The 23,698-nt window shown below is 30.6% G+C and carries 24 protein-coding genes; 17 read left to right on the plus strand and 7 right to left on the minus strand.

Translation table 11 applies throughout. From position 1 onward, the window contains the following. On the plus strand, nt 1-147 hold a 147-nt coding region (hisE, locus tag CI949_RS03670), incomplete at its 5' end, for a phosphoribosyl-ATP diphosphatase (protein ID WP_365941431.1). Between the two features lie 154 nt (nt 148-301). After that, nucleotides 302-1,795: a GGDEF domain-containing protein gene (locus CI949_RS03675; protein ID WP_290763092.1), complete on the plus strand. Its 1,494-nt coding sequence runs from the start codon at nt 302-304 to the stop codon at nt 1,793-1,795. 29 nt (nt 1,796-1,824) lie between these two features. Here CI949_RS03675 and CI949_RS03680 read toward each other — a convergent pair whose 3' ends face one another. The 5 genes from CI949_RS03680 to CI949_RS03700 form a co-directional block, all read right to left on the minus strand. Further along, complete coding sequence (locus tag CI949_RS03680; protein ID WP_290763095.1) at nt 1,825-2,601, minus strand: response regulator transcription factor; 777 nt, start codon at nt 2,599-2,601, stop codon at nt 1,825-1,827. 23 nt (nt 2,602-2,624) lie between these two features. Continuing rightward, nucleotides 2,625-3,689 carry a DUF4388 domain-containing protein gene (locus tag CI949_RS03685; RefSeq protein WP_290763097.1) on the minus strand — a complete coding sequence of 355 codons (1,065 nt, stop codon included), beginning with the start codon at nt 3,687-3,689 and terminating at the stop codon, nt 2,625-2,627. Between the two features lie 259 nt (nt 3,690-3,948). Continuing rightward, a complete protein-coding gene (locus tag CI949_RS03690) occupies nt 3,949-4,971 on the minus strand; it encodes an ABC transporter substrate-binding protein (RefSeq protein WP_290763099.1) in 1,023 nt (340 codons plus the stop codon). Next, on the minus strand, nt 4,968-5,348 hold the full coding sequence (locus tag CI949_RS03695) for a DUF2294 domain-containing protein (RefSeq protein WP_290763101.1): 381 nt from the start codon (nt 5,346-5,348) through the stop codon (nt 4,968-4,970). Before CI949_RS03695 ends, CI949_RS03690 begins: the two co-directional genes overlap by 4 nt. A gap of 218 nt (nt 5,349-5,566) precedes the next feature. Then, entirely contained in the window at nt 5,567-5,941 is a 375-nt protein-coding gene (locus tag CI949_RS03700) for a DUF2294 domain-containing protein (RefSeq protein ID WP_290763102.1), read from the minus strand. Between the two features lie 294 nt (nt 5,942-6,235). On the opposite strand from CI949_RS03700, the gene CI949_RS03705 reads away from it, so the two are divergent. The 4 genes from CI949_RS03705 to CI949_RS03720 all read left to right on the plus strand — a co-directional run bounded on the left by CI949_RS03705 (nt 6,236) and on the right by CI949_RS03720 (nt 10,486). Beyond that, the gene (locus CI949_RS03705) at nt 6,236-7,228 is read left to right on the plus strand and encodes an ABC transporter substrate-binding protein (protein WP_290763104.1); all 993 of its coding nucleotides are present in this window, start codon (nt 6,236-6,238) and stop codon (nt 7,226-7,228) included. 75 nt (nt 7,229-7,303) lie between these two features. Beyond that, nucleotides 7,304-8,944 (plus strand): iron ABC transporter permease, encoded by a 1,641-nt coding sequence (locus CI949_RS03710; RefSeq protein ID WP_290763106.1) that lies wholly within the window; start codon nt 7,304-7,306, stop codon nt 8,942-8,944. Between the two features lie 17 nt (nt 8,945-8,961). Then, complete coding sequence (locus tag CI949_RS03715; protein ID WP_290763108.1) at nt 8,962-10,053, plus strand: ABC transporter ATP-binding protein; 1,092 nt, start codon at nt 8,962-8,964, stop codon at nt 10,051-10,053. A 37-nt stretch (nt 10,054-10,090) separates the two neighbouring features. Further along, nucleotides 10,091-10,486 carry an MgtC/SapB family protein gene (locus CI949_RS03720; protein WP_290763109.1) on the plus strand — a complete coding sequence of 132 codons (396 nt, stop codon included), beginning with the start codon at nt 10,091-10,093 and terminating at the stop codon, nt 10,484-10,486. A gap of 135 nt (nt 10,487-10,621) precedes the next feature. Here the strand turns inward: CI949_RS03720 and CI949_RS03725 are convergent, their stop codons facing one another. Further along, nucleotides 10,622-11,773 carry a sorbosone dehydrogenase family protein gene (locus CI949_RS03725; protein WP_290763111.1) on the minus strand — a complete coding sequence of 384 codons (1,152 nt, stop codon included), beginning with the start codon at nt 11,771-11,773 and terminating at the stop codon, nt 10,622-10,624. A 197-nt stretch (nt 11,774-11,970) separates the two neighbouring features. Here CI949_RS03725 and CI949_RS03730 point away from each other — a divergent pair, with 197 nt between their 5' ends. The 3 genes from CI949_RS03730 (at nt 11,971) to CI949_RS03740 (ending at nt 15,310) form a co-directional block, all read left to right on the plus strand. Further along, nucleotides 11,971-13,524, plus strand: coding sequence for an HD domain-containing phosphohydrolase (locus CI949_RS03730; RefSeq protein WP_290763113.1), 1,554 nt, complete (start codon nt 11,971-11,973; stop codon nt 13,522-13,524). A gap of 200 nt (nt 13,525-13,724) precedes the next feature. Then, nucleotides 13,725-14,357 (plus strand): dimethylsulfonioproprionate lyase family protein, encoded by a 633-nt coding sequence (locus CI949_RS03735; protein ID WP_290763115.1) that lies wholly within the window; start codon nt 13,725-13,727, stop codon nt 14,355-14,357. A 62-nt stretch (nt 14,358-14,419) separates the two neighbouring features. Next, on the plus strand, nt 14,420-15,310 hold the full coding sequence (locus CI949_RS03740; RefSeq protein WP_290763117.1) for a selenium metabolism-associated LysR family transcriptional regulator: 891 nt from the start codon (nt 14,420-14,422) through the stop codon (nt 15,308-15,310). Here CI949_RS03740 and CI949_RS03745 read toward each other — a convergent pair. Continuing rightward, on the minus strand, nt 15,305-16,453 hold the full coding sequence (locus CI949_RS03745; RefSeq protein WP_290763119.1) for an aminotransferase class V-fold PLP-dependent enzyme: 1,149 nt from the start codon (nt 16,451-16,453) through the stop codon (nt 15,305-15,307). The two genes, CI949_RS03740 and CI949_RS03745, sit on opposite strands and share 6 nt — an antisense overlap. Before the next feature lie 231 nt (nt 16,454-16,684). On the opposite strand from CI949_RS03745, the gene yedE reads away from it, so the two are divergent. The 8 genes from yedE (at nt 16,685) to CI949_RS03785 (ending at nt 23,691) form a co-directional block, all read left to right on the plus strand. Then, nucleotides 16,685-17,743: a YedE family putative selenium transporter gene (gene yedE, locus CI949_RS03750; RefSeq protein WP_290763121.1), complete on the plus strand. Its 1,059-nt coding sequence runs from the start codon at nt 16,685-16,687 to the stop codon at nt 17,741-17,743. Nucleotides 17,744-17,774: 31 nt separating this feature from the next. After that, the gene (locus CI949_RS03755; RefSeq protein ID WP_290763124.1) at nt 17,775-18,560 is read left to right on the plus strand and encodes a transporter substrate-binding domain-containing protein; all 786 of its coding nucleotides are present in this window, start codon (nt 17,775-17,777) and stop codon (nt 18,558-18,560) included. A 43-nt stretch (nt 18,561-18,603) separates the two neighbouring features. Beyond that, the gene (locus CI949_RS03760) at nt 18,604-19,773 is read left to right on the plus strand and encodes a dicarboxylate/amino acid:cation symporter (RefSeq protein WP_290763126.1); all 1,170 of its coding nucleotides are present in this window, start codon (nt 18,604-18,606) and stop codon (nt 19,771-19,773) included. 63 nt (nt 19,774-19,836) lie between these two features. Then, a complete protein-coding gene (locus tag CI949_RS03765) occupies nt 19,837-20,499 on the plus strand; it encodes an amino acid ABC transporter permease (RefSeq protein ID WP_290763128.1) in 663 nt (220 codons plus the stop codon). An 11-nt stretch (nt 20,500-20,510) separates the two neighbouring features. Then, entirely contained in the window at nt 20,511-21,242 is a 732-nt protein-coding gene (locus CI949_RS03770; RefSeq protein WP_290763130.1) for an amino acid ABC transporter ATP-binding protein, read from the plus strand. Between the two features lie 80 nt (nt 21,243-21,322). Next, nucleotides 21,323-21,529, plus strand: coding sequence for a sulfurtransferase TusA family protein (locus CI949_RS03775; protein ID WP_290763132.1), 207 nt, complete (start codon nt 21,323-21,325; stop codon nt 21,527-21,529). A gap of 28 nt (nt 21,530-21,557) precedes the next feature. Continuing rightward, nucleotides 21,558-22,676, plus strand: a complete 1,119-nt coding sequence (locus CI949_RS03780) for an ABC transporter substrate-binding protein (RefSeq protein WP_290763133.1) — start codon at nt 21,558-21,560, stop codon at nt 22,674-22,676. Nucleotides 22,677-22,815: 139 nt separating this feature from the next. Further along, on the plus strand, nt 22,816-23,691 hold the full coding sequence (locus tag CI949_RS03785) for an ABC transporter permease (RefSeq protein ID WP_290763136.1): 876 nt from the start codon (nt 22,816-22,818) through the stop codon (nt 23,689-23,691). The last annotated feature ends 7 nt before the right edge of the window (nt 23,692-23,698 follow it).

Consider the following 23,698-nt stretch of genomic DNA (forward strand, 5'->3'; position numbering starts at 1 on the left):
GAGGTTATTATTGCTTCTAAAAATGATCCCGATCAAGAATTGGTTTATGAAACAGCCGATTTAGTTTATCATATGCTGGTTTTACTGGCTGCAAGAGGAATCGAGCCTGACCAGATAAGAGAAGAACTTAAAAAGAGACATAAATAATTATATATTTTGAAGTACTAGGATCTAAATCTTTTTCTAGTGCCAAGTGCCAAATATTAAAGGCAGTTCTGAATTCTAGGGCTGTCTTTTTTTTGTTTGTATGGTATAATAAAGGAAAAATAACCTCTGAGGATGTGGTAGTTTGGGGAAATTATTGAAAAATTTTAAATATATAATTATTGTGCTTTTAGCACTGATTATGATTTTTATTTTTTCTAGCCAATACAGCAGTATTAAAAATATTATTACAGATAAATACAGAAGCCGCCAGCAGTTAGTGGAAAAAAATATCATTCAAACTGTTAATTATATAAATAATTCTTATAAAGTAGTGGAGCAGGAATTAAATCAAGAGATGAGTGAATATTCGAAGTTTTTGGTAGATAAGTATCGCTATAACTCTGAGGTTATGGAATGGGATTTAGAAGAACTAAAAGAAAAATTTAAATACTATGATATTTATATTATAAATAGTGATTTGGAAATTATAAAGACTACCAATGAGGCTGATTTAGGACTTGATTTTTCTAATTTTGGGAAATTTGCAGGTGTAGTTAGAGGACGGCTTGAAGGTGATTCTTTTGAGGCAGATCGTATTGATTTATCAACTCAGACTGGTGAAGTGAAAAAATATAGCTATATGCCAACTCCTGATAATCAATATCTAATTGAACTTAGTATAGCAGTTGAAGATAAGTATCCAAGTTTTAAACAATTAAACATTTTTACAGATGCCGGAGAATTAACTAAAGAATATGATATAGTAGAAGAAATTGCTTTTTATAGTGTTGAGCCTATTAATTATGGTGTGGCCAAACTGCGAAGCAGTAAAAAGCCTTATCTTGATCCGGATGTACCCGAACTGCATGAAGATTTAGCTCGGAAGGCTGTTTTAACTGGAAAGATGCAGTCAACAGATATTGAAGACTACAATTTAAATCATACCCTAAGATTTTTCCCAGCTTTAATCAGCAGTGAAGATAAATATCAAGGGTGGAATTTCTATGTTGTTGGAATCACCTATAATGATCAGATAATTGAAGCTGAATTAAATAAACATCAATATTTATTTGGCACCAATATTTTATTAATGATTATTTTCTTTATTGCATTTATTACAGTTGTTATTTATTTAATAAATAAGTTCGAATATCAGGCTAATCATGATAAATTGACAGGACTGGCGAATAGAAAATTATTTGTAGATGAATTTAAAGAGATTAAAATAAAAGCCAATAAATTTAATTCTAAAGTAGCTATTATTTTCATAGATATTGATAAATTTAAAGATATTAATGATAATTATGGTCATGATTTTGGAGATAAAGTTTTAGAAAATATTGCTTTTAGACTGAAAAATAGTTTAAAATCGGAAGATAAACTTGCTAGAATGGGAGGAGATGAATTTGTTTTAGCCCTAGGGGATATTTCTTCTCAAGACGATGCAGTATTAATTACTCAGCGTTTAATAAATAAATTCAAAGTACCATTTTCAATTGAAGGAGAAGAAATAAAGATCGGTTTGAGTGCTGGCATTAGTATTTATCCTAATGATGGCAAAAATTTAGAAGAGTTGATTAGAAACGCTGATTATGCAATGTATCAGGCTAAAAAAAATAATAGAGATTTAGAAACTAATTTAATATAAGTTTGAAAGGCGGATAATTCCGCCTTTTTTTAATGAATGGTATCCAAATTTAAATATCCCATCTTAATAGATCGAGCTATTGCTTGAACAATATTTGCTGCAGATAATTTTTGACATATTTTGTTTCGGTGATATTTTATTGCAGCTTCCGATAAGTTTAAATTTTCACTAATTTCTTTAATAGTCAGGCCATTGGCTGAAAGGTTCAAAATTTTGCTCCTGATTTCAGTCAGAGAATCATTATTTTCTTTATAATAATTAATGACATTTAAATCATTAGTAATTTTACTCCGTAAAAGTTCTAAAAAAAGTTTTAAATCTTCTTTTTTGTTTTTATTCAAATCATTATTTAAAATACAAAGATATGCATTCTTATTGTTTATTTTAACTGGAGCAGCTATACTCATCCATTTCTGTAAGAACTCGCAATAATTTTCATCTCCTAAAAAATAAACTGTTTCTCCAGTTTCCATTGCTAAAGAAACTGAATTAGTTCCACAACTTTTTTCTGTAAAATATACTCCTTCGGTCAAGTTATGTAAGTGAATTGTTTTTTTAATTTTTTCAGGTATATATGATTTAATTAAAATGCCTTTCTCATCAAATAATAAATAGCAATTACTATCTAAATGATAATTTTGAACAATATATTCAACGTTATGAGTGAAGATGTTGACTAGCTTCTCATTTGAGTTATAGGACTGCTCTAATATTTCTTTAGCTGCAGTTTCCTGAGGGAAATTTATTTTTTTAGAAATTCCCATTTGATAACATCTGAACCAAGAATTTTTTAAGCTGCTTAACATAAACTTGCCTCCTTTGAAGTATATTAAAGTTTTTGCGGAAAAGGTATAATATTATCTAGATTATACTCTTCGTTTTTATTTAATTCTTCTGCTCTAATTGTAATGAGTCCAACTACTACTAGACGATAAGCAATCTCAAATATTTTTTCTGAACTCCAATCTAAATTTTCTCTTAAATCAAGAAGTGTTTTTTGGCCATTAATTAAATTTAGGACTTTTTCTTCATCGCTGTTTAGATTTATTGAGTCAGCAGCCCTCTTGATTTCTGATACAGCTGGATAGATAATAATGTTGTCTGATGGGAGCAGCTGTTTAAAAATTATTTTATTCTGCACTTGTCGAGCAAGGTTTAATAATAATTCATTAAACTTATCATCAATTGTTTTTTTGTCGCTTTTTAAATTTGGGCTAAATTTAAATTCTCCTTTTTGCCAGTGTAAAAATTCAAAAAGAGCTTTTTTTCCTGTTAAGTCATCCAAAATAGCATTAATGATTTCTCCATTTTTAAAATAAATTATTCCAAACTTATTGTTTTGTTTTAGGACAAGGCCGCCGTTATGTTCAGCGGTATTTAATAATTTTAAGAGAGTAGTTATATTAAAAATCTTTAAATCCCCTTCATAACTAATAGCTTTTTTTGCAACTTTACTTACAAAATATTTTAAATCTATTCTCATTTCTTCAAGTGTTTCTGCCAGAAAAGAAAATTCATCTTTGCTTTTAACTGAAATAGGATTATTAAAATCTCCCTCAGCAATTTTTCTTGAACTTTCCACTAACTTATTAATTGGTTTGACTATATTTTTAGAAATGATTAATGAAATAAGGAGTCCAAAAATTATAAATATTATAGACATAAGATATATTTGATGACGAGTGTTATATAACATCTGATGCAAAAATGATAAAGAATATCTAAATTCTAAAAAACCCCAGAGATTATCATATGCAATTATCGGGGCTTTGACATTTAAATAATTATCATTAAATTCTAGTAGGTTATTTTTCGCATCAGGATCAATATTTATTTCCTGTCCAATAATTGATTGATCAGTCGAAATTTCAATTATTCCCTGAGCATTTGTCACAGAAACTCTATTTATGTTAGAATCAGGATCATTTTTTAAGTTATTAATAATACTTGTCAGGGAAGAATAGTTTTCCATAACTATTGGTTCAGCACTATATTTTACTATTATGTTTGCCAGTAAGTTACTGCTTGAGGTAATCTGACTTTTATAAGCTTTTTTTGTTTCTTTTAATAGCGCATAACTTATTCCAGTAACAGTTGTAATTATTAAAAGTGAGATTATTATACTTAATTTTAGATAAAAAGGGATTTTAATATCACTCAACATTTTCTCCTCCAAAATATATTTCCTGCTGCCAGAAAAGAAGATTATCTTTTTTATTTATTGCAGATGATTTTAAATTATAGTCAATTAAATTAGCGTTTTCTAATTTTATTGATGCTTCAGGTACTTCAGCAAAAAAATTTGTGGGCAAACGGTATTCACCAATTGCCGAATAAAGATTTTGTCCTTTTTCACTTAACATAAAGTCAACAAAGAGCTTTGCTTGATCAAGACTATTACTGTCTTTTATAATTGCCATACCACCAATTTCATAACCTGTTCCCTCTGCCGGTATAATTAGTTCTAAATTATATCCTTCTTTTTGAAGTTTCTGTATATCATGGCTAAACGAAATTCCAACTGCAGAATGACCTAAGGCAGCTAATTTGCTGGCCATAGCTCCAATATTTGTATATTCTTTAATGTTTTGATTAATCTGTTTAAGTATTATTTTAGCCTCTTTATCTGAAAAGCTCTGTAAAATAGTAGAAAGAATTGTATAACCTGTCCCTGAAGAAACAGGATTTGGAATAGTAATCAAATCTTTATATTTAGGATTAGCTAAATCGCGCCAACTTCTGGGTGGATTAAGGCCTAACTTTCTAAGTTTTTCAGTATTAACAGCAAAACCAATAGAACCAATATAGATTCCCCACCAGCGGTCTTGATTATCCATATATTCATAAGGTATCTGTTCTTTATAAGGCGAAGAATATTTATAGAAACGGTCTTCTTCTGCAGCTAAATAATATAATTCAGCTGGACCTCCAAATAGAATATCAACTTCTGGCCTGTAGTTTTTTTCTCTTCTTAAAATATTCAATAAAACTCCGGTTGATTTTCGAACTAATTTAGTTTTAATGCCACTATAGTTTTCAAAAGCATTTATATAGGTTTGAGCTTCATTTTGCTGTAAAGCAGTATAAACTATTAATCTATCTTCTGCAGCCTGAACACCTGAACTAAGCAGAAAAACGAGCAATAAGACAATTAATAATTTTCTGCCTGCTTTCATTTTAGCTGTTCCTTTAATCTTGCGATAATAATTGTTTCATTTAATTCTGGATTAGTATCTATAGTAATCGATAAGACCTGAGTATTTAATTTGTTTTCTAACATAAACTTTAGTACATTTTTTATTCCATCCAGTTCTTTTACTTTTAATTGTTTTAATAAAAGTCTTCCTTCTTCGGTTTTTGCAAATTCTTCTTCAGCTGGGCTTAAATTGCCGCAGCTTCTGATTATAATCAAATCATCAACTAAATATATTTTCAATTGACTTGATTTTTGACCCCAGTATTTTTTTTCTACTTTTTTAAAAATAGCCGCAATTTCATTTTCCCTGGGAGACATTTCTTTTTCATCTGTTTTTCTAACAGAATTATTTTTCATCATAGCACCTCTTTGTTAAATTGGAATTTTTTTCTAAAAACAGAAAAACCATCACCAAAAAATCCCAGAGAAAGAACAAGGAATTATTTGATGATGGTTACTCGCTAGACAGCCCTCTACCTAAAGTAGTTTGCCGTTTATCTAGTTACCATTTTAGATGTCTCTTATATTTTAACATTAAATTTAATTAAAAGCAAGATATAATTAGAATTTTTATACTATTTGCTCATTAGGTTTTTTTCTAGATTTTCTTCTAAAGAAAAAACAATTATTCTTTCACCATTTTCTGTGCTGATATCAGAATGAACTGCAAGCACATCAAGATTGGTAATATCTTTAATTAGAGTTGATAAAATTTCGCGAGAGTTTTCTATTAATTTAACTCTTAGCTCTTTGATTAATTTAACACCCGTTTCTTCTTTAGCAAGCTGCTGTTCTGCTAGAGTTAAAACTCCTTTTTCTTTTATTAAAATATTTTCCTCTATAATATATGTTTTAATATTTTGAGGACCTCGACCAATATATTCTTTTTCGAATTTCATTATAAGTTCTGAGATTTCAGCTTCAATTTGTCCTTTAGTCTTTTTTGACATAATTAAATTCACCTTTCTAAAAATTTTCACTTAAGTATTAATTCTCTAGAAATATTAGATTTCCTTTAAAAATTTTAGATAAGTTTAAACAAAAGTATAAAATTAAAGATTTTTTTAAAAGAACTATACTTTTGTATAAAGCAAAAGTCGTCTTCAAAAAAAATTTAAACCTTTGCTTATTGTGGATTAGTTTTAATTTTGTTAGTGTTTAAGATAGCAAATCAAACGGGGGGTGGAAAGTGATTTCGATTAATTTTGTTCAATAAACATAAAAAAATTAGGAGGAATTTATTTATGAAAAAATTATTTTCAAGTTTATTATTGGCTATTTTAATTATTGGTCTAATGTCAGTACCAACTTTAGCAGAAAGTGTTAATGTTTATACCAGTCTTGACGAAGAACTAGCACGTACAGTATTTGAAAAATATCAAGATGAAACTGGTGTAGATATTAGATGGGTTCGTTTATCTACAGGAGAGGCAGTTTCTAGAATGATGGCAGAGTCTGCAAATCCACAGGCCAGTATTTGGGTTGGTGGAGTAGGGCTTGGACACATTCAGGCTAAAGAAAGTGGACTTACTATTCCATTTGAAGCAGAAAATGCTCAGCATGTTCCAGCAAACTTTAAAGATCCAGATAACTATTGGACAGGAATTTATGCTGGTCCACTTTGTTTTGTAAGTAATACTGGTCGTCTAGAAGAACTTGGTTTAGAAGCACCTAAATCATGGGCCGATATAGTAAAACCAGAATATGAAAACCAGGTTCAGGTTGCTAATCCAGGAACATCTGGAACATCTTATAATGTTTTAGCTACTATGGTTCAGATTATGGGTGAAGATGAAGCTTTTGAATATATGAAAAAATTAGATAGAAGTGTAGTTCAGTATACAAGATCCGGTTCAGCTCCTGGTAAAAACGCCGCTATTGGTGAAATACCAATCGGAATTGGTTATGCACATGATCAGGTAAAACTTAAATCACAAGGTTATCCTTTAGAAATTACTTTCCCGGAAGAAGGTACAGGTTATGAAGTAGCATCTATTTCTTTAATCAAAGGTGGTCAAGAAACTGAAACAGCTAAAGATCTATATAACTGGTTGTTAAGTGAAGAAGCAGCACAAATATATGCTGATACTTTTGTAGTACCATTTAGAGATGCTGAATTACAGCCTGGTGCAGTCCCAATTTCTGAAGTAAATACAATTGATCAGGATGATGTTTGGGCAGGTAAAAACAAAGAAAGACTTGTTGAAAAATGGAACGATGAGATTTATAGCCAGTAATTTTTAAATTTTAAAATACAAGAAATTGATGGGTGGATTAATTTCTGCCCATCAAATCTTTAAAGGGGTGAAAAAATGAAAAAAAATAAAGATTCTATTACTAGAATAACTGTTGCGGTAATATTTTCTTTGATTGCTTTATTTGTAGTTTATCCTTTAATTAAAGTAATTATAGAAAGTGTTATGCCAAATGGCAGTTTTTCTTTATCTGAATATAAGTACATATTTCAAAAAGAATGGCTTCGCAGAACATTCTTTAATAGTATAAAATTAGGGGTTATTGTTGCAACTTCATCAACAATTGTTGGCTATATAGCAGCCTATAGTCTTTATAAAGTTAAATTACCGGGGCGTAGTTTTTTTAGACAGATTGTTATGCTGCCGCTTATTTCTCCACCATTTATGCTTACTATTTCAATAATTTTACTTTTAGGAAGAAATGGTTTAATCACAAAAAAGATTTTAGGAATTACAAGTTACAGTATTTATGGCCTGCATGGTTTAGTTCTTGTTCAGACTCTATGTATGTTTCCAATTGCTTATAGAGTTCTAACAGGGGTTTTAGCAAGAATAAGTCCAGAATTAGAAAATGCTGCTTTAAATCTCGGCAGCACAAAATCTTATGTTTTTCGTTCGATAACTTTTCCACTTTCAATTCCTGGAGTGGCAAGTGCCTGGCTTTTAGTATTTGTAACATCTATAGCTGATTTTGCCAATCCAATGGTTATAGCGGGTAATTATGATGTGCTTTCAGTTCAAGCCTATCTTCAATTTACAGGTATGTATAATATACCCAGAGGTTCAGCTCTGGCAATTATGCTTTTGGTTCCAGCTTTTATAGCTTTTGTGGTAGAAAAATATTGGATTTCACGAAAGTCATTTATAACAGTAACTGGAAAACCAACTGGAGCAAAACAGGATATGGTATCACCAACTACTAAAAATTTATTGCTTGGATTTTTATCTTCTTTAACCTTTGTCATACTTTTATTTTATTTAACAGTTATAGCTGGTTCATTCTTTAAATTATGGGGTATTGATTATTCTTTAACTCTAGAACACTTTAAATATTCCTGGGATGTAGGATTTGATAGTATTAAAGATACTATATTCCTGGCCAGTGTAGCAACTCCATTTACAGGTATGTTAGGAATGATTATTGCTTATTTGGTTGTTCGCAAAAACTTTTATGGTAAACATATACTTCAATTCTCTTCTTTATTAAGCTTTGCAGTACCGGGAACAGTTGTCGGTATAGGATATGTTTTGGCATTTAATGAAAAACCATTTTTGTTAACCGGTACAGCAGCAATAATAATTTTATGTTTTATCTTTAGAAATATGCCGGTTGGTTTAGAAGCTGGTATTGCTTCTTTAAAGCAAATTGATCCTTCCATAGAAGAAGCTTCTACAGATTTAGGTGCAGATAGTGCTTATACCTTTAGAAAAATTACTTTACCACTAATTAAACCTGCTTTCTTCTCAGGACTTTCTTATAGTTTTGTTAGAGCTATGACTGCAGTAAGTGCGATTATCTTTTTAGTTTCTGCCAGGTGGAATCACCTGACAACTTTAATTTTAGCTCAGACAGAAATTATGAGGCTGGGTGCTGCAAGTGTATTATCTTTGATTTTAATAGCAATAGTTATGTTTGTATTTTATTTAATGGGTAAATTTATTGGTGATGATGAAGATTTAAGTGAAATGATGACTTGATTGGAGGAGGAATAAAAATGAATGATACAGCAGTTAAATTAACTGATATTACAAAAATATTTAAATCAAAAAAATCAGATGATAAAGTTATTGCAGTTAATAACTTTGAATTAAAAATAGAATCAGGTGAACTTGTAACACTTTTGGGACCTTCAGGATGCGGAAAAACAACTACTTTAAGAATGGTAGCCGGATTTGAGACTCCAAGTTCAGGCAGTATTTTTTTAGATGGAGAAGATGTTGTCAACAGACCAGCGAACAAAAGAGATACAGCAATGGTTTTTCAGAGTTATGGACTTTTTCCACATATGAGTATTTTTGAGAATATAACTTATGGCTTAAGATTTAAAGATATGAATAAAAAAGCTGTTAAAGAAAAAGCCAGAGAAATTATGGAGCTTGTGGGTTTGAGCGGTTATGAAAATAGGAATCCAGGTGAATTATCAGGGGGACAGCAGCAGCGGGTTGCACTTGCCAGAGCTTTAGTTGTTGAGCCTAAAGTTTTATTATTTGATGAACCTCTTTCTAATCTTGATGCAAAACTAAGAGAGTCCATGCGCGATGAAATCAGAAAACTTCAGAAAAGACTTTCCATTACATCTTTATATGTAACTCATGATCAGATTGAAGCAATGAGTATTTCAGATAGAATTGTGGTAATGAACAAAGGTGAAATTGAACAAATTGGCTCTCCAGAAGAAATATATTATAAACCAGACACTAAGTTTGTAGCTGATTTTATTGGTAAGGTTAATTTTCTTAGTGGAAAGGTTAGTAAAAAAGAAGGTAATTCGATAAATATTGACTTAGGTTATAATCAAATAGAAGGAATTAAACAGAAGATAGATTTAAATAAAAATCAAGAAGTTACAATTGTAGTTCGGCCTGAATCTTTAATTCTAGCTGAGTCGGGTAAGGGATTTTTAGATGCCGAAGTTATCAGAAAAACATATCTGGGATCTTATTATCAGTATGTTCTCAAAATGCCTGATGAAAATATTATTACAGTTGATGTGGTTAATCCAATTAATAAAAAAGAGTATAATGTTGGAGGAAAAGTAAGTGTTTCGTTTCCAGTAGATGAACTTCATATTATAGCAGAAGCCTAGCAAAAAATATTTTTTAAAGTAAAGAGGTGAGTTTATAATGTTCGAATATGCTTTAAGACTTTTTTTATCAGCTATTTTGGGTGGTGTGATAGGTACAGAAAGAGAAAAAAGAGATAAAGCTGCAGGTATTAGAACTTATGCTTTAGTAGCGGTTACTTCCTGTTTGATTATGCTCACTTCTTATAATTTAGCAATGGATTTAGGTGACGAAAAGGCATATGCTGATGCTGCCCGAATTGCAGCTCAGGTTGTAAGTGGTGTCGGTTTTTTAGGTGCAGGCACAATTTTAAAAAATGACAATAAAATTAGAGGTTTAACTACAGCTGCCGGTCTCTGGTCAGTTGCAGGAATTGGCCTTGCAGTAGGGATGGGTTATTATTTTATTGCAATTATTACTGCAATAATAATTGTAATAACTTTAGCATTTATTTAAGTTTTATGGAACAAATTGAAATTAAAATTTGAAGTGATAAAATAAAGGTTTAGCCTTCTTTGGAGTTGTTTTGTTAATTATAACTTCAGAGAAGGCTTTTGATTTATTAACGTAAATTAATTGCAAAATATTTGTTTATTCTTTGATTTTAAATCTCAAAATCTGATCATCATTCTCTCGCGGCCTGCCTCTGCCATCACGATTATTTGTTAAAAAGTAAAGATAATTATCTGGGCCCAAAACTGCTGTTCTGATCCGTCCATAAGTTGACAAAGCTTGACCATCATTGAAGAGATGCTCAATTTTTTTTACATTATATTGATTATTTATTTTATTCAGCTTAATTTTGACCAGTGATTGACTTCCTAAAGTTGCTACATATAGATCTCCCTGGTAAAAAGTCATTCCAGATGGAGGAACAGCATTTTTCCACATGATTAAAGGATTAGCATATTTTCCATTTTCAAAATAACCGATTTTTTCAGGCCAGCCAAAGTTACTGCCTGCCTCAACTATTTTTATTCTATCTTTTGCTCTCAAGCCATCTTCACCAGAAGGTCCGTGGTCAGAAATAAAGAGCTCTCCTGTTTCTGGATGCCAGGCAAGTCCCTGCGGATTACGGTGGCCTAAACTGTATATTGGAGAATTACCAAATGGATTATCCTCGGGAATCTTTCCCTCAGGTGTTAAGCGCAGAATTTTACCGCCAAGGTTATCTAAATCCTGAGCAATTTCTCGATTAAAAGTATCTCCAGTAGTAATATATAGCATTCCATCTGGACCAAAAGCAATGCGCCCTCCATTGTGATTATTTCCGGCGGGAATTTCATCTATTAGAACCTCTTCCTCAACTGCCTGCTCGCCCTGATCTCTAAATCTGGAAACTCTGTTATATAAATTTCTGTTGCTTTTTGTGTAGGTATACATTAGATAGATATATGGTTCTTCAGGAAAATCAGGATGTGCGGCCATTCCCATCAAGCCACCTTCTCCTCGAGAATTAATATTTAATTCTAAATAACTATCATTTTGCAGCTTATTCTTTTCAACCTGCAGTACTCGCCCATCTCTTTCTGTGATTAGAGCTCGGTTGCTTTCTGGTAGAAAAACTAATTCCCAGGGTACATTAAGATTTCTCAACCAGCTTTCAATTTCAATATTTGCCGGTTCCAGGACAAATTCAGATTTTACATTTTGAGGAAACTCACCAACTTGGATTTGAGCTTGAAGTGAGAATGAAAAGCTTAAAATTAAGATAAAGCTTAACCAAAGCACTTTCTTTTTCATATTTAATACCTCCCAATTTTTATAATTAAAAAATTAAATTATCTTTTCTAAATATAAGTATATAATTTTTAGGGTCAAGTTTCCAAAAAGCAGTTAACATTTTCAGAAAATTATTTACAGGCTGTTAATTTATAATTTACAATTTCTTAATAATTGGATGATATAATTTAAATAAGAAAAAAAGTAGGGTGAGATAAATGAAACCAGTAAAAATCGGAGAAATTTGTAGAGAGAATAGAGGAGTAACAGTACCTGTTTCTGCTAAAACTAATAATTTAGTAGATATTTTTAATAATAATAACAGTCAAAGTATAGTTGTGCTAAAAGAAGAGCAGACAGTCGGACTTGTTATGCGTGATAAACTTTTTTATCGTTTAGGCAGCAGATTTGGTTATAATCTATATATGCACAAAAATGTTGATGCAGTAATGGATCCGAAACCCTTAATTCTAGATTTTGAGGAGTCTATTATTAAAGCCTCAAAACTGGCAATGAAACGTTCACAAGATAAGATATATGATTCAATAATAATTACTAAAAATGATAAATATTACGGCATACTATCAATTAAAGATTTATTAATTGAGGTATCAGAAATTAAGGTTGAAACTGCCAGAAATGCAAATCCTTTAACAGGTTTGCCCGGAAACTTAACAATAGAATCCAAAATAAAAGCAAGAATAAAAACTGGAGACAAGTTTTCTGTGCTTTATTTAGATCTTGATAATTTTAAAGCATATAATGACAGCTATGGTTATCGAAAAGGTGATCAGGTGATTAATTACACTGCGAAAGTTCTTAATAACTGTGCCCAAAAAATTATGGACAGCACCTTTGTTGGTCATATTGGTGGGGATGATTTTGTAATAATTACTGATGCTAAATATGATGAGTATTTGGCAAAGTTGGTTATAAAAGAATTTGATAGAGGCATTAGCAAATTTTTCAAAAGTGAAGATTTATTGAGAGGTTATATGATATGTCTTGATCGCCAGCATCGAGTAGTTAATTCTCCCCTGACTTCAATTTCGATTGCAGTAATTTCAAATCAGAATAGAAATTTAAAAAACCATTTAGAAATTAGTGATCGAGCGGCAGAATTAAAGAAAAGAGTAAAAAAATGTCTGGCAGCAATTTTATTAAAGACAGGAGGAAAGAAACTAATAATGGAGAATTTGAGTTATGCCAAAAATTTAAATTTTGATTACAGCTATCCTGATCTTTTAAAAAAAATGATCAAAGAGGCTGATTATAATACATATCTGCACAGTCAAAGACTAAAAGTACCAGCATTAATGCTGGGAGAAGCATTGGAACTTGATAAGAATGAACTAGAAGATCTGGCCCTGCTGGCTGAACTCCATGATTTGGGGAAAATGGTTATAGCAGATGATATTTTAGATAATGATGGTCCTTTAAATAAAAAGGAATGGCAGCAGATAAAAGAACATCCGGTAACAGGCTTTCAGATTGCTTATACTTCCCTAGAAATGGTTGATATAGCTGAAGGAATACTTACTCATCATGAATGGTGGGATGGAAGTGGTTATCCACTTTCTTTAAAAGGAGAAGATATACCCCTTGCAGCCAGAATAATTGCTGTTGTAGATGCCTATGATGTAATGAAATATGGGAGAAACTACAAAAGGGCAATGAATAATCGAGAAATTATAGAAGAATTAAAAATAAGTTCTGGGATTCAGTTTGATCCACTTTTGGTGAAAATATTTATTGATTTAAATTTCGAATGATTAGTTTCTTAAAACATTTAAATAATTTTAAATCAGGTAACAGCTTCTATTAATTATTTGAAGCTGTCTTTTTTTGTTGATAGATTTAAAAATGTTAGTTATAATTGAAACATAAAAGCAGCTACTAAAAAATATATAAATTTTTTTGAGAGAATCTTAGATCAAATTAAAAATCTAATAATAAAGGAGCTTAAAAAAATATGTTAAAAAATATCTTAGATGAATTAGTTTTAGTATATTTAAAAGAGCTATCTTTTGTTAAATCTAAGCTTCAAAAAGAAAATTTAAATATTTTAAAACATCTTGAGTTTGTCGTAAAAGAACTAGAAAAATTAAAACATCAATTAGAAATTATTGAAATTAAGTCAGAAACTAAACCAGTTGTTTCGTATCTTTCCCAGATTAGTCTTGAAAATAAAGCTGATGATTATAAAAAGGTCATAAAAAATCTAAAAGAATTATCTGGAAAACTTTTCTGGAGATATGGTTATCAAGAGCCTTCTCAAGAAATGATTGGAAAATATGCTTATACTGAAGTTATCGGTCCTGAGGGACCTATTTATTCGGAAGAAATGATAATAGGTTTTGTTTTATTAGCACCAGGTTTTTATTATCCAAAACATAAACATTCTCAAATTGAAGAAAGTTATTTATTTTTAAATGCTAAAACTTTGTATAATAATGCTATTTTAGAAAAAGGGTCATTTATATTAAATGAAACCGGCAAAATACATGAGCTGAGATCTGCTGCTGAAAATCCTGCTTTGATATTATATTCCTGGAGAAAACAAGGAGGAGGAAGTTTGAAAAATTATCAGCTTAATTTAGAGTAAGTTTGTGCTTATCAGGAATTTAAATTTATTATGATCATATATTTTAAAAAAGGAATGATAAAATGAAAATTGAAAGAATAAAAACTTTTATTACTTTAGTTGATTTGGAAAGTTATTCGCTGACAGCTGAAAAATTTGAGATTAGCCAGCCAGCCGTAAGTATGCAGATTAAATCTCTTGAAAAATATTTTGATACAGAATTGTTTCATAAAGAAAAAGGTGAGATTATTCTTAGTCCTGCTGGTAAAATTGTTTATCAGGAAGGTAAAAAGATTTTGAAAAGATGGGAATATTTAAGGCAGAGGGTTGAAAGTAAAAAAAATATGAAAATCAAGAAGCTGAAAATTGCTTCCAGTACTATTCCTTCGGTATATTTACTGCCAGAAATAATTTCAACTTTAAACAAAAATATTGATGATTTAAAAACTGAGGTTTCAGTTGGTGACAGCAGAGCAATGATTAATTTATTGGAAAATAGTGAGGTGGATTTAATAGTAGTTGGTTCTAAACCTCAAAATAATAAATTTAAATCAATAGAGCTCTGTAGTGACAACTTAAGTTTGATAGCACCGCTAAATCATTCTTTAATTGAACAAGAAAAAGTTTTTTTAGCTGAACTTCAAAATCAAAATTTATTAATAAGAGAAGAAGGGTCAGGAACTAGAAAAGCTACTATTTCTGCTTTTGAAGAAGCAGGTCTTAAAATGGATGATTTTAATGTTATAAGCCAGCTGGGAAGTACAGAGGCTGTTATTTCTACTGTTGAATCCGGGCTTGGTATTTCTTTTATTTCAAAAATAGCAGCTAAAAAAGCTGCTATTTGTAGAAGAGTTGCTGAAATAAAAATTGTAGATGTAGAATATGAACGCCAATTTTATTTAGCCTATAATAAAAATCGTCATGATGACTATTTAATTAATCTCTTTATTGAAGCTGCTAAAGATATTTTATAAAATATTATTTAAAGCATTTAAAGAGTGTTCTATTTCCTGCATAGTATTAAAATAGCCGATGCTGAAACGCAGGCTACCTGCTGGAAAAGTACCTAATGTTTTATGAGCAAATGGTGCACAATGCAGTCCGGATCTAGTCATAACATTATATTTTTCATCTAACTCAAAACTTAACTGGCCTAAATCTCTGGAGCCAGCTGTTATAGAAAATGTTGGCACCTGTTCTTTAAGATTGGCAGGGCCAATTATTTTTATATCAGGTATTTTCTTTAGACCTTCTAAAAATACTTTTCCCAATTTGTGTTCATGCTCTCTTATTTTTTCAACTCCTATTTTTTGGATGAATTCTACTCCAGCTTTTAAACCACTGATTCCCATTGTATTCATGGTTCCACTTTCAAATTTATCTGGTAAGAAATTAGGCTGTTTTTCCTGATCAGATTTACTGCCAGTTCCACCTTCGATTAAAGGTTCCATTTCTGCAGCCATTTTTTTACTTACGGCAAAACCACCAGTTCCAGTTGGTCCCATCAGAGCTTTATGACCTGTAAAAGCTAAAAAATCTACTTTAAGTTTTTTGAAATCAATATCATAAACGCCTGCACCCTGAGCAGTGTCAAGCATAAAATAAACATTATTTTGATCTGCAATTTCCCCTATTTTTTTAACCGGCATTATAGTACCGCTTACATTTGAAGCATATGTTAAAATAATTAGTTTAGTTTTTTTATTAATAGCTGCTTCAACTTCTTCTGGATTCAATCTTCCTTTCTGATCACATTGTATGTAATCAACATCTATAATTCCATTCTTTTCAAGTCTATTTAATGGTCTTAAAACAGAATTATGTTCCATGGTTGAGGTTATAACATGATCACCTTTTTTCAAAATCCCTTTAATTCCAATATTTAGAGCATAAGTTATGTTGTGAGTAAAAATTATTTGTTTTAAATTGTCAACATTAAAAAAATCAGCAATTGTGTTTCTGGCTTCAATAATTATACGACCTGCTTTAAGAGAATCTTCATAGCCTCCGCGCCCTGGACTACAGCCAATATTTTCATAATAGTTCAGGATTGCTTTTTTTACTACAGCCGCTTTATCTCTGCTTGTTGCTGCATTATCAAGATAAATTTTATCCATTTTTATTCCTCCTCATTTTTTGATTTAATGATTATTTTATTATAAATATTGCTAATTATAATCTTAAATGTCAGCATTAACTGTTTTTATTATATGCTCATAACTATTATATTTCAAGAATTATAAGAGAATATTATAAAAATAATAATATTACTTTATAAATTAAATCATTTATGCTATAATTTATGTGAAATGAATAATAATCATGTTTATATCTTGGGGGAGATAAAAATGAATAGCAAAAAAGGTATTATTTTCACAGGGGGAATTATTGGTATTTTAGGAGGTTTACTGGTTGTCTTTGGTAACCCAGCCAACATGGGGATTTGTGTAGCCTGTTTTATCAGAGACATTGCGGGTGCAGTTGGATTACATAGAGCAGCAGTTGTTCAAAACATAAGACCAGAAATTATAGGTTTTATTCTGGGAGCATTTTTAATTGCTCGCAGTACAGGTGAATTCAAAGTTAAAGGTGGTTCCTCACCTATAACCAGATTTGTAATAGCAATGTTTGTGATGATTGGAGCTCTTGTATTTTTAGGATGTCCTTTACGGATGGTGCTTAGATTAGCCGGAGGAGATTGGAATGCAATTGCTGGAATTATAGGATTTGTTTTAGGAGTTTTAGCTGGTTCTCAACTTCTCAAAAAAGGTTTTACTCTGGGTAGAAGTTATAAAATTAATAAGATAAATGGATATATACTACCAATTATTGCAGTTGTTTTATTGATTTTTAGAATAGTAAGACCTTCTTTTATAATTTTTAGTGAGAAAGGTCCTGGTGCAAGCTATGCATTCTGGGCAGTTGCACTTGCAGCAGGGATTATTATCGGAATCTTAGCTCAAAGAAGTCGGATTTGTATGGCAGGAGGAATTAGAGATCTTTATTTAATCAAAGATTCTCATTTAATTACTGGTTTTATTTCAATTTTTGTTTTTGCCTTTATAGTAAACTTAATTTTTGGTAATTTTAATCCTGGTTTTGCAGGCCAACCAGCAGCTCACAGTCAGTGGCTCTGGAATCTTTTAGGCATGTTTTTAACTGGTCTTGGTTCAGTAATGCTTGGAGGTTGTCCACTTCGTCAAACTATTTTGGCAGGTGAAGGTAATACTGATTCAGCAGTAGCTTTTGTTGGTTATTTGGTGGGAGCAGCTATTTCTCATAACTTTGGATTGGCTGGATCAGGTAGTGGAGTTTCTACTAATGGTAGAATAGCTGTAATTATTGGGATTGTAACTTTATTTATAATTGCCTACAGCAGTATTCAATTTAATAAAAAAGCAGCATAAATATTTTTTTAAAACACTAAGGAGGAAAACAATGAAAAAACAAAATGTAATAGTGGTAGTTGTATTAGCAGTATTATTTTTATCAATTAATGTTATTGGGGCAGCCCAGGTGGGTGCTGAGGATTTAATAGTTGTAGGTACAGGTGGTAATTACAACCCATGGTGTTTCCAAAAAGATGGTAAATTACAAGGCTTCGAAATTGATGTTTGGCATGAGATATCTAAAAGAACAGGTTATGAGGTTGAGTTTAAGATAGCTGAATTTAGTGGGTTAATGGGAATGTTAGATACAAATAAAATTGATACTGTTGCCCATCAAATGTCTATTACACCAGAAAGAGAAAAAAAATATGTCTTTACTAAACCTTATGCTTATAGTAAATATGATTTTATAGTAAAAAATGATAGTTCTTATCAATCTATGGAAGATTTAAAAAATAAGAAAATCGGTGCCTGGTTGGGTGGAAATGGTCAAAGAACTTTAGAAAATTTAGATAAGGAAAAAGAACTTAAATTAAATAAAAAATATTACGATGGTGCTCCTTTAGAAAAATTAGTTGAATCTGGAAGACTTGATGCTTGTTGGCAGTCAGCTGTTAAATCTAAATCTGTAATTGAACAGGAAAATATGGATTTAAGATTAATGGGTGTAAATACAACAATTGGAACTGAAATTAATGCTTATGCGTTTACCAAAAATAGTAATAATCAAAAGAAAATAACTGAAATAAATAAAGCTATTAATGCTATGCATAATGATGGAACATTATCTTCTTTATCAATGAAATGGTTTGATATTGAAACAACTACAAAATAATAAATTATTAATTGAAATAGATATTTTGGAGGAGTAATTTAATATGATCAAAAAAAAATTAACGGATCACTTGGTATTCAGGCTGGTGATAGCTGTTTTTACAGGTGTTCTTTTAGGGATTTTTGTAAATCAAGAATTAATGCAAATTATTTCTACAATTAAATATATTTTAGGAGAATTAATTTTTTATTCTGTACCACTTGTTATTATTGGATTTATATCACCTTCAATAACTAGATTACAGGAGAAAGCAAGTAAATTATTAGCTCAGGCTGTTTCAATTGCTTATTTGTCGTCAGTTGGAGCTGCTATATTTTCTATTCTTGCAGGGAAAATAATAATACCATATTTAAATATAGCGGAAGAAACAAGTTCATTAAAAGAGCTTCCAGAAATTATGTTTCAGCTTGATATACCAGCTATTATGCCAGTAATGAGTGCTCTTGTACTTGCTCTATTTATTGGTTTATCAGCTGCCTGGACTAAAGCAGAAATAGTTCCTAAGATACTAGAAGAAATTCAAAATATGATTTTATCATTAGTTGAAAAAATAATCATTCCAATTCTACCATTTTTTATTGCAACAACATTTGCTGAGCTTGCATATGAAGGAACTATAACTAAGCATTTACCAGTATTTATAACTGTTATACTTATTGTTTTGATTGGTCATTACATATGGTTAACTTTACTTTATGCTATTGCAGGAATGATATCCGGGGAAAATCCAATTGAAGTTGTAAAACATTATTTGCCTGCATATTTAACAGCAATTGGTACAATGTCTAGTGCTGCAACATTACCAGTATCATTAAAATCTGCTAATAAGTCTAAAGTATTAGAGAAAGAAATAACAAATTTTGCAATACCACTCGGAGCTACTATTCATTTATGTGGCTCAGTTTTAACAGAAACTTTTTTTGTTATGGTAATATCTAAAGTCCTTTATGGAAGTGTACCACCAATAACTACTATGTTTTTATTCGCTTTATTACTTGGGATATTTGCTATTGGAGCACCTGGGGTACCTGGAGGAACTGTTATGGCTTCCTTGGGTTTGGTTACTGGTATATTAGGTTTTGATCAAACAGGTGTAGGTCTAGTTTTAACAATATTTGCTATTCAAGATAGTTTTGGAACTGCCTGCAATATAACGGGAGATGGAGCTATTGCTTTAATGCTTACGGGATTAAATAAAAAGCAGGCTGCATAATTTTATAAATTATTCTTTTAAATTCAATAATATATATAATAATGAAAGAGGCTGAAAATAATAATGTTTGATATTAATTATGCTATAAATTTATTCCCATTTATGATTAAAAAATTAAATATAACCTTAAGTATATCTTTATTATCATTGATGTTTGGGTTAATAATAGCTTTGATTATTGCCTTTATCTGCAATTGCAAATTTAAAGGATTATATTCTTTGGCAAAGATATATGTCTCATTTTTTAGGGGAACACCTTTAATTACCCAATTGTTTTTTCTCTATTTTGGTCTTCCACAAATCATACCTTTTTTTAATCGAGTTAATGGTTTTACAATTGCGATAATTGGCCTGAGTCTTAATTCAGGAGCTTATATGTCTGAAGCCATTAGAGGTGCTATTTCATCTATTGACAAAGGTCAGATGGAAGCTTCTTTGTCTGTTGGGATGAGCTATTTTCAAGCTATGAGAAGAATAATAATGCCTCAAGCTGCCAGAGTAGCAATTCCAACCCTTTTTAACAGTTTTATTAATATTATAAAAGGAACAGCCTTAACTTTTACAATAGGAGTTACTGAAGTTATGGCTACAGCTAAGATGGAAGGAGCTTCTTCTTACAGGTATTTTGAAGCATTTGCAAATGTAATAATAATATATTGGATTGTGGTTCAATTATTTAGCTTTATCCAGCAAAAAATTGAAATAAAGATGAGCAAAGCATATTAAGGTGGGTATATATGATAAAGATTGAAAATCTCTATAAAAAATTTAATGATCTTGAAGTACTAAAAGGAATTAACTTAGAAATTAAAAAAGGTGAAGTTATTGTAATAATTGGTCCATCAGGTACAGGTAAATCGACACTATTAAGATGCTTAAATTATTTAGAAAGTCCAGATAGTGGGATAATTGAAATTGGAAATATGAAAATAGATACTGAAAATGTGACTAAACATGAAATTTCTGCACTGAGAAGAAATAGTTCTATGGTTTTTCAAACTTATAATTTATTTAAAAACAAAACAGCTTTAGAAAATATAACTGAATCTTTGATTACTGTAAAAAAAATAAATAAACAAAAAGCGGAAAAAATTGGACTAAATATCTTAGACCAGATAGGTTTAAGTGATAAGAAAGATAATTATCCTTCTCAACTATCAGGAGGACAGAAACAAAGAATTGGAATTGGAAGAGCTATGGCAGTAAACCCAGAAGTTATTTTATTTGATGAACCTACTTCATCCTTGGACCCTGAACTAGTTGGTGAAGTGTTGGATGTTATAAAAGCTCTAGCTGAAAAGAATATGACTATGTTAATTGTTACTCATGAAATGGGTTTTGCTAAAGAAGCTGCAGATAGAGTTATTTTTATGGATGAAGGAAAAATAATTGAAGAAAATGAAGCAGATATAATATTCGATAGTCCTCGAAATGAAAGAACAAAGAGATTTTTAAATAAAGTTTTATAGTTTTACAATAAAAATTTTTTATATCATTTTAAAGAATTTTTTAAATTAAATATCACTAATTAATTTAGGAGGAAAAAATAATGAAAAAAGTAGATGCTCGTGGACGTTCTTGTCCGGAACCTGTTGTGATGACTAAAAATGCTTTAGAAGCTAATCAAGAAGATTTAGAGATACTTGTTGGAGAAGAAGTTGCAAAAGAAAATGTTAGTCGTTTTGTCAGAAAATCAGGGGCTGAAGTTGAAGCAAGTGAAATTGAAGATGGCTATAAGCTGATCGTAACAAGATAATTTAAGTAATAAATGGGGGTAAATAATTATGAAAAATAAATTTTTAACGAAAACGTTATTAGTATTGTTGATAGGTTTAATATTTAGCACATCATTTGCGGTTGGGGCAGCTGATGTTCCAAATTTAAAAGTTGGATATGTATTTACTAATCATCAAACACCATTAATGGTTGCAGCAAAAAAAGGCAAGGCTGTTGAAGCAGATGGAGTTTACTTAAAAGAGATTGTTAGCCGAAAGAAATATGCTTTAATCAAAAAAGATAGAACTTTAGCTAATTTGGAATTGATTGAATCTACAAGTGGTTCAGAAACAATGACCATGATGGCACAAGGACATTTAGATTTAGGTTTTGCATCTAGTGCAGCTAATATCACAGCAATTGATAAAGGCATTAATATTAAAATGTTATGTCCAGTACATACTGAAGGAATTGGATTAGTAATAGCTAAGAATTCTTCAGTAAATAATTGGGATGAGTTTAAAGCTCTTTTGGAAAATAGTCAGGAACCAATTAAAGTAGGATATCATTCTCCAACTAGTGCACCTTTAATTTTATTTGAAGCTGCAATTAAAGAAAATGGAATTTCCTATACCAGTAATCCACATCAACAAGATGCAGATATTTTATTGGTAGATTTAAAAGGAACAAAAAACTTAATACCAGCATTAAACAGTAAGCAGGTAGATGCGTGGGTTGGTCCATCGCCTTATCCTTCTTTAGCAGTTACCGAAAATATTGGTAAAATAGCATTACAGATGAAAAACTTACCACCAAAAGGTAAATGGTATGATTTCCCATGTTGTGTTCTTTCTGCAGATGATAAGGTAATTAAATCTAATGAAGAAGTTGTTCAAAGTTTAGTTAGTGTAATTAATAGTGCAGCAAATTATTCTGATAAAAATAAAGCTGAAGCAGCTAAAATAACTGCTAAATGGACAGGTGTACCAGAAGAAGCAGCACAAATGTCAAGTATTAAATATACAGCAAAAGTAAATAAAACTTGGATTGATAATGTTGGCCTGGTTTATAATTCTTTGCAAAGCTCAAATAGATTAAATGGAAGTTTTGAGACGAAGAGTTATTCAGAAATAAAAGAAATTTTATATGATTTTACTTTTATCAATAATGTTACAAAAACTAATTAATTAATGAAATAACATTTGCCTGACTCTTTTGAGTTAATTAGTTCTTTAAGTAATAATTTATAAAAGAGTTAGGTTCATGCAGAATAATATACGAGATGATTATTCAGTTCTATAAGACTTTAAATCCGGAGGTATGGTAATGGAAGAAGTTTTAAGCAAAGCAAGAAGTGATCAGAAGATATATATCAATTTAAAAGGATTTGTATATCCAATCATTATCCCAATAATATTTCTTTTTGTCTGGCAGGTATCGTCAGTTAAAATTGATAATAAAATTATTTTACCTTCTATAATCCAGGTTCTAGATGTTTTAACAAATCCAACTAAAGATTTACTGAGTATGGGATCATTAATTAGTAATGTGTTTATTAGTATTATAAGAGTCAGCATAGGTTATATTTTGGCGGCTTTAATTGCGATTCCTCTTGGGGTAATAATTGGTTATTCAAAAAAAGCAGAGGAGCTGTCAATGACTTTTTTAAATTCATTTCGTCCTATAGCACCTTTAGCTTGGGTACCATTAGTCTTAGCTTGGTTTGGCACTTCAAGTATGGCTAGTTTTTTTGGTTTTGATTCTGGTGTTTTATATATTTTTTTCAGTAATATAAAAAATGCAATGATATTCATTATTTTTATAGGTGCTTTTTATCCGATTCTGACAAACAGTATTTATGGGGTTAAGAGTGTACGTAAGATTTTGATAGATTCTTCTTTAACCTTAGGAGCTAATAAACTAGAAATAATTTTAAAAGTGTTACTGCCTGCAGCAATGCCATCTATTGTAACAGGATTAAGAGTTGGATTGGGTATTGCCTGGATGTGTTTAGTTTCAGCAGAAATGTTACCCGGCAGTATAGCAGGAATTGGTTACTTGATTAACCATGCATATACAATTGCTAGAACTGATGTTGTAATCTCAGGGATGATAGCTATTAGTATAGTTGGTGGTATTTTTAATTATATGTTTATTATTATTGAAAAAAAGTTTTTTAAGTGGGAGAGTTTGTCAAATTAGGAGGATT

Source organism: Halanaerobium sp., from assembly GCF_003070835.1.

Coding starts and splice junctions, on each gene's coding strand:
- CI949_RS03680 (WP_290763095.1), bottom strand. CDS start 2,601: ATGTTAAGCAGCTTAAAAAATTCTTGGTTCAGATGTTATCAAATGGGA.
- CI949_RS03690 (WP_290763099.1), bottom strand. CDS start 4,971: ATGAAAGCAGGCAGAAAATTATTAATTGTCTTATTGCTCGTTTTTCTG.
- CI949_RS03695 (WP_290763101.1), bottom strand. CDS start 5,348: ATGAAAAATAATTCTGTTAGAAAAACAGATGAAAAAGAAATGTCTCCC.
- CI949_RS03700 (WP_290763102.1), bottom strand. CDS start 5,941: ATGTCAAAAAAGACTAAAGGACAAATTGAAGCTGAAATCTCAGAACTT.
- CI949_RS03705 (WP_290763104.1), top strand. CDS start 6,236: ATGAAAAAATTATTTTCAAGTTTATTATTGGCTATTTTAATTATTGGT.
- CI949_RS03710 (WP_290763106.1), top strand. CDS start 7,304: ATGAAAAAAAATAAAGATTCTATTACTAGAATAACTGTTGCGGTAATA.
- CI949_RS03715 (WP_290763108.1), top strand. CDS start 8,962: ATGAATGATACAGCAGTTAAATTAACTGATATTACAAAAATATTTAAA.
- CI949_RS03720 (WP_290763109.1), top strand. CDS start 10,091: ATGTTCGAATATGCTTTAAGACTTTTTTTATCAGCTATTTTGGGTGGT.
- CI949_RS03725 (WP_290763111.1), bottom strand. CDS start 11,773: ATGAAAAAGAAAGTGCTTTGGTTAAGCTTTATCTTAATTTTAAGCTTT.
- CI949_RS03730 (WP_290763113.1), top strand. CDS start 11,971: ATGAAACCAGTAAAAATCGGAGAAATTTGTAGAGAGAATAGAGGAGTA.
- CI949_RS03735 (WP_290763115.1), top strand. CDS start 13,725: ATGTTAAAAAATATCTTAGATGAATTAGTTTTAGTATATTTAAAAGAG.
- CI949_RS03740 (WP_290763117.1), top strand. CDS start 14,420: ATGAAAATTGAAAGAATAAAAACTTTTATTACTTTAGTTGATTTGGAA.
- CI949_RS03745 (WP_290763119.1), bottom strand. CDS start 16,453: ATGGATAAAATTTATCTTGATAATGCAGCAACAAGCAGAGATAAAGCG.
- yedE (WP_290763121.1), top strand. CDS start 16,685: ATGAATAGCAAAAAAGGTATTATTTTCACAGGGGGAATTATTGGTATT.
- CI949_RS03755 (WP_290763124.1), top strand. CDS start 17,775: ATGAAAAAACAAAATGTAATAGTGGTAGTTGTATTAGCAGTATTATTT.
- CI949_RS03760 (WP_290763126.1), top strand. CDS start 18,604: ATGATCAAAAAAAAATTAACGGATCACTTGGTATTCAGGCTGGTGATA.
- CI949_RS03765 (WP_290763128.1), top strand. CDS start 19,837: ATGTTTGATATTAATTATGCTATAAATTTATTCCCATTTATGATTAAA.
- CI949_RS03770 (WP_290763130.1), top strand. CDS start 20,511: ATGATAAAGATTGAAAATCTCTATAAAAAATTTAATGATCTTGAAGTA.
- CI949_RS03775 (WP_290763132.1), top strand. CDS start 21,323: ATGAAAAAAGTAGATGCTCGTGGACGTTCTTGTCCGGAACCTGTTGTG.
- CI949_RS03780 (WP_290763133.1), top strand. CDS start 21,558: ATGAAAAATAAATTTTTAACGAAAACGTTATTAGTATTGTTGATAGGT.
- CI949_RS03785 (WP_290763136.1), top strand. CDS start 22,816: ATGGAAGAAGTTTTAAGCAAAGCAAGAAGTGATCAGAAGATATATATC.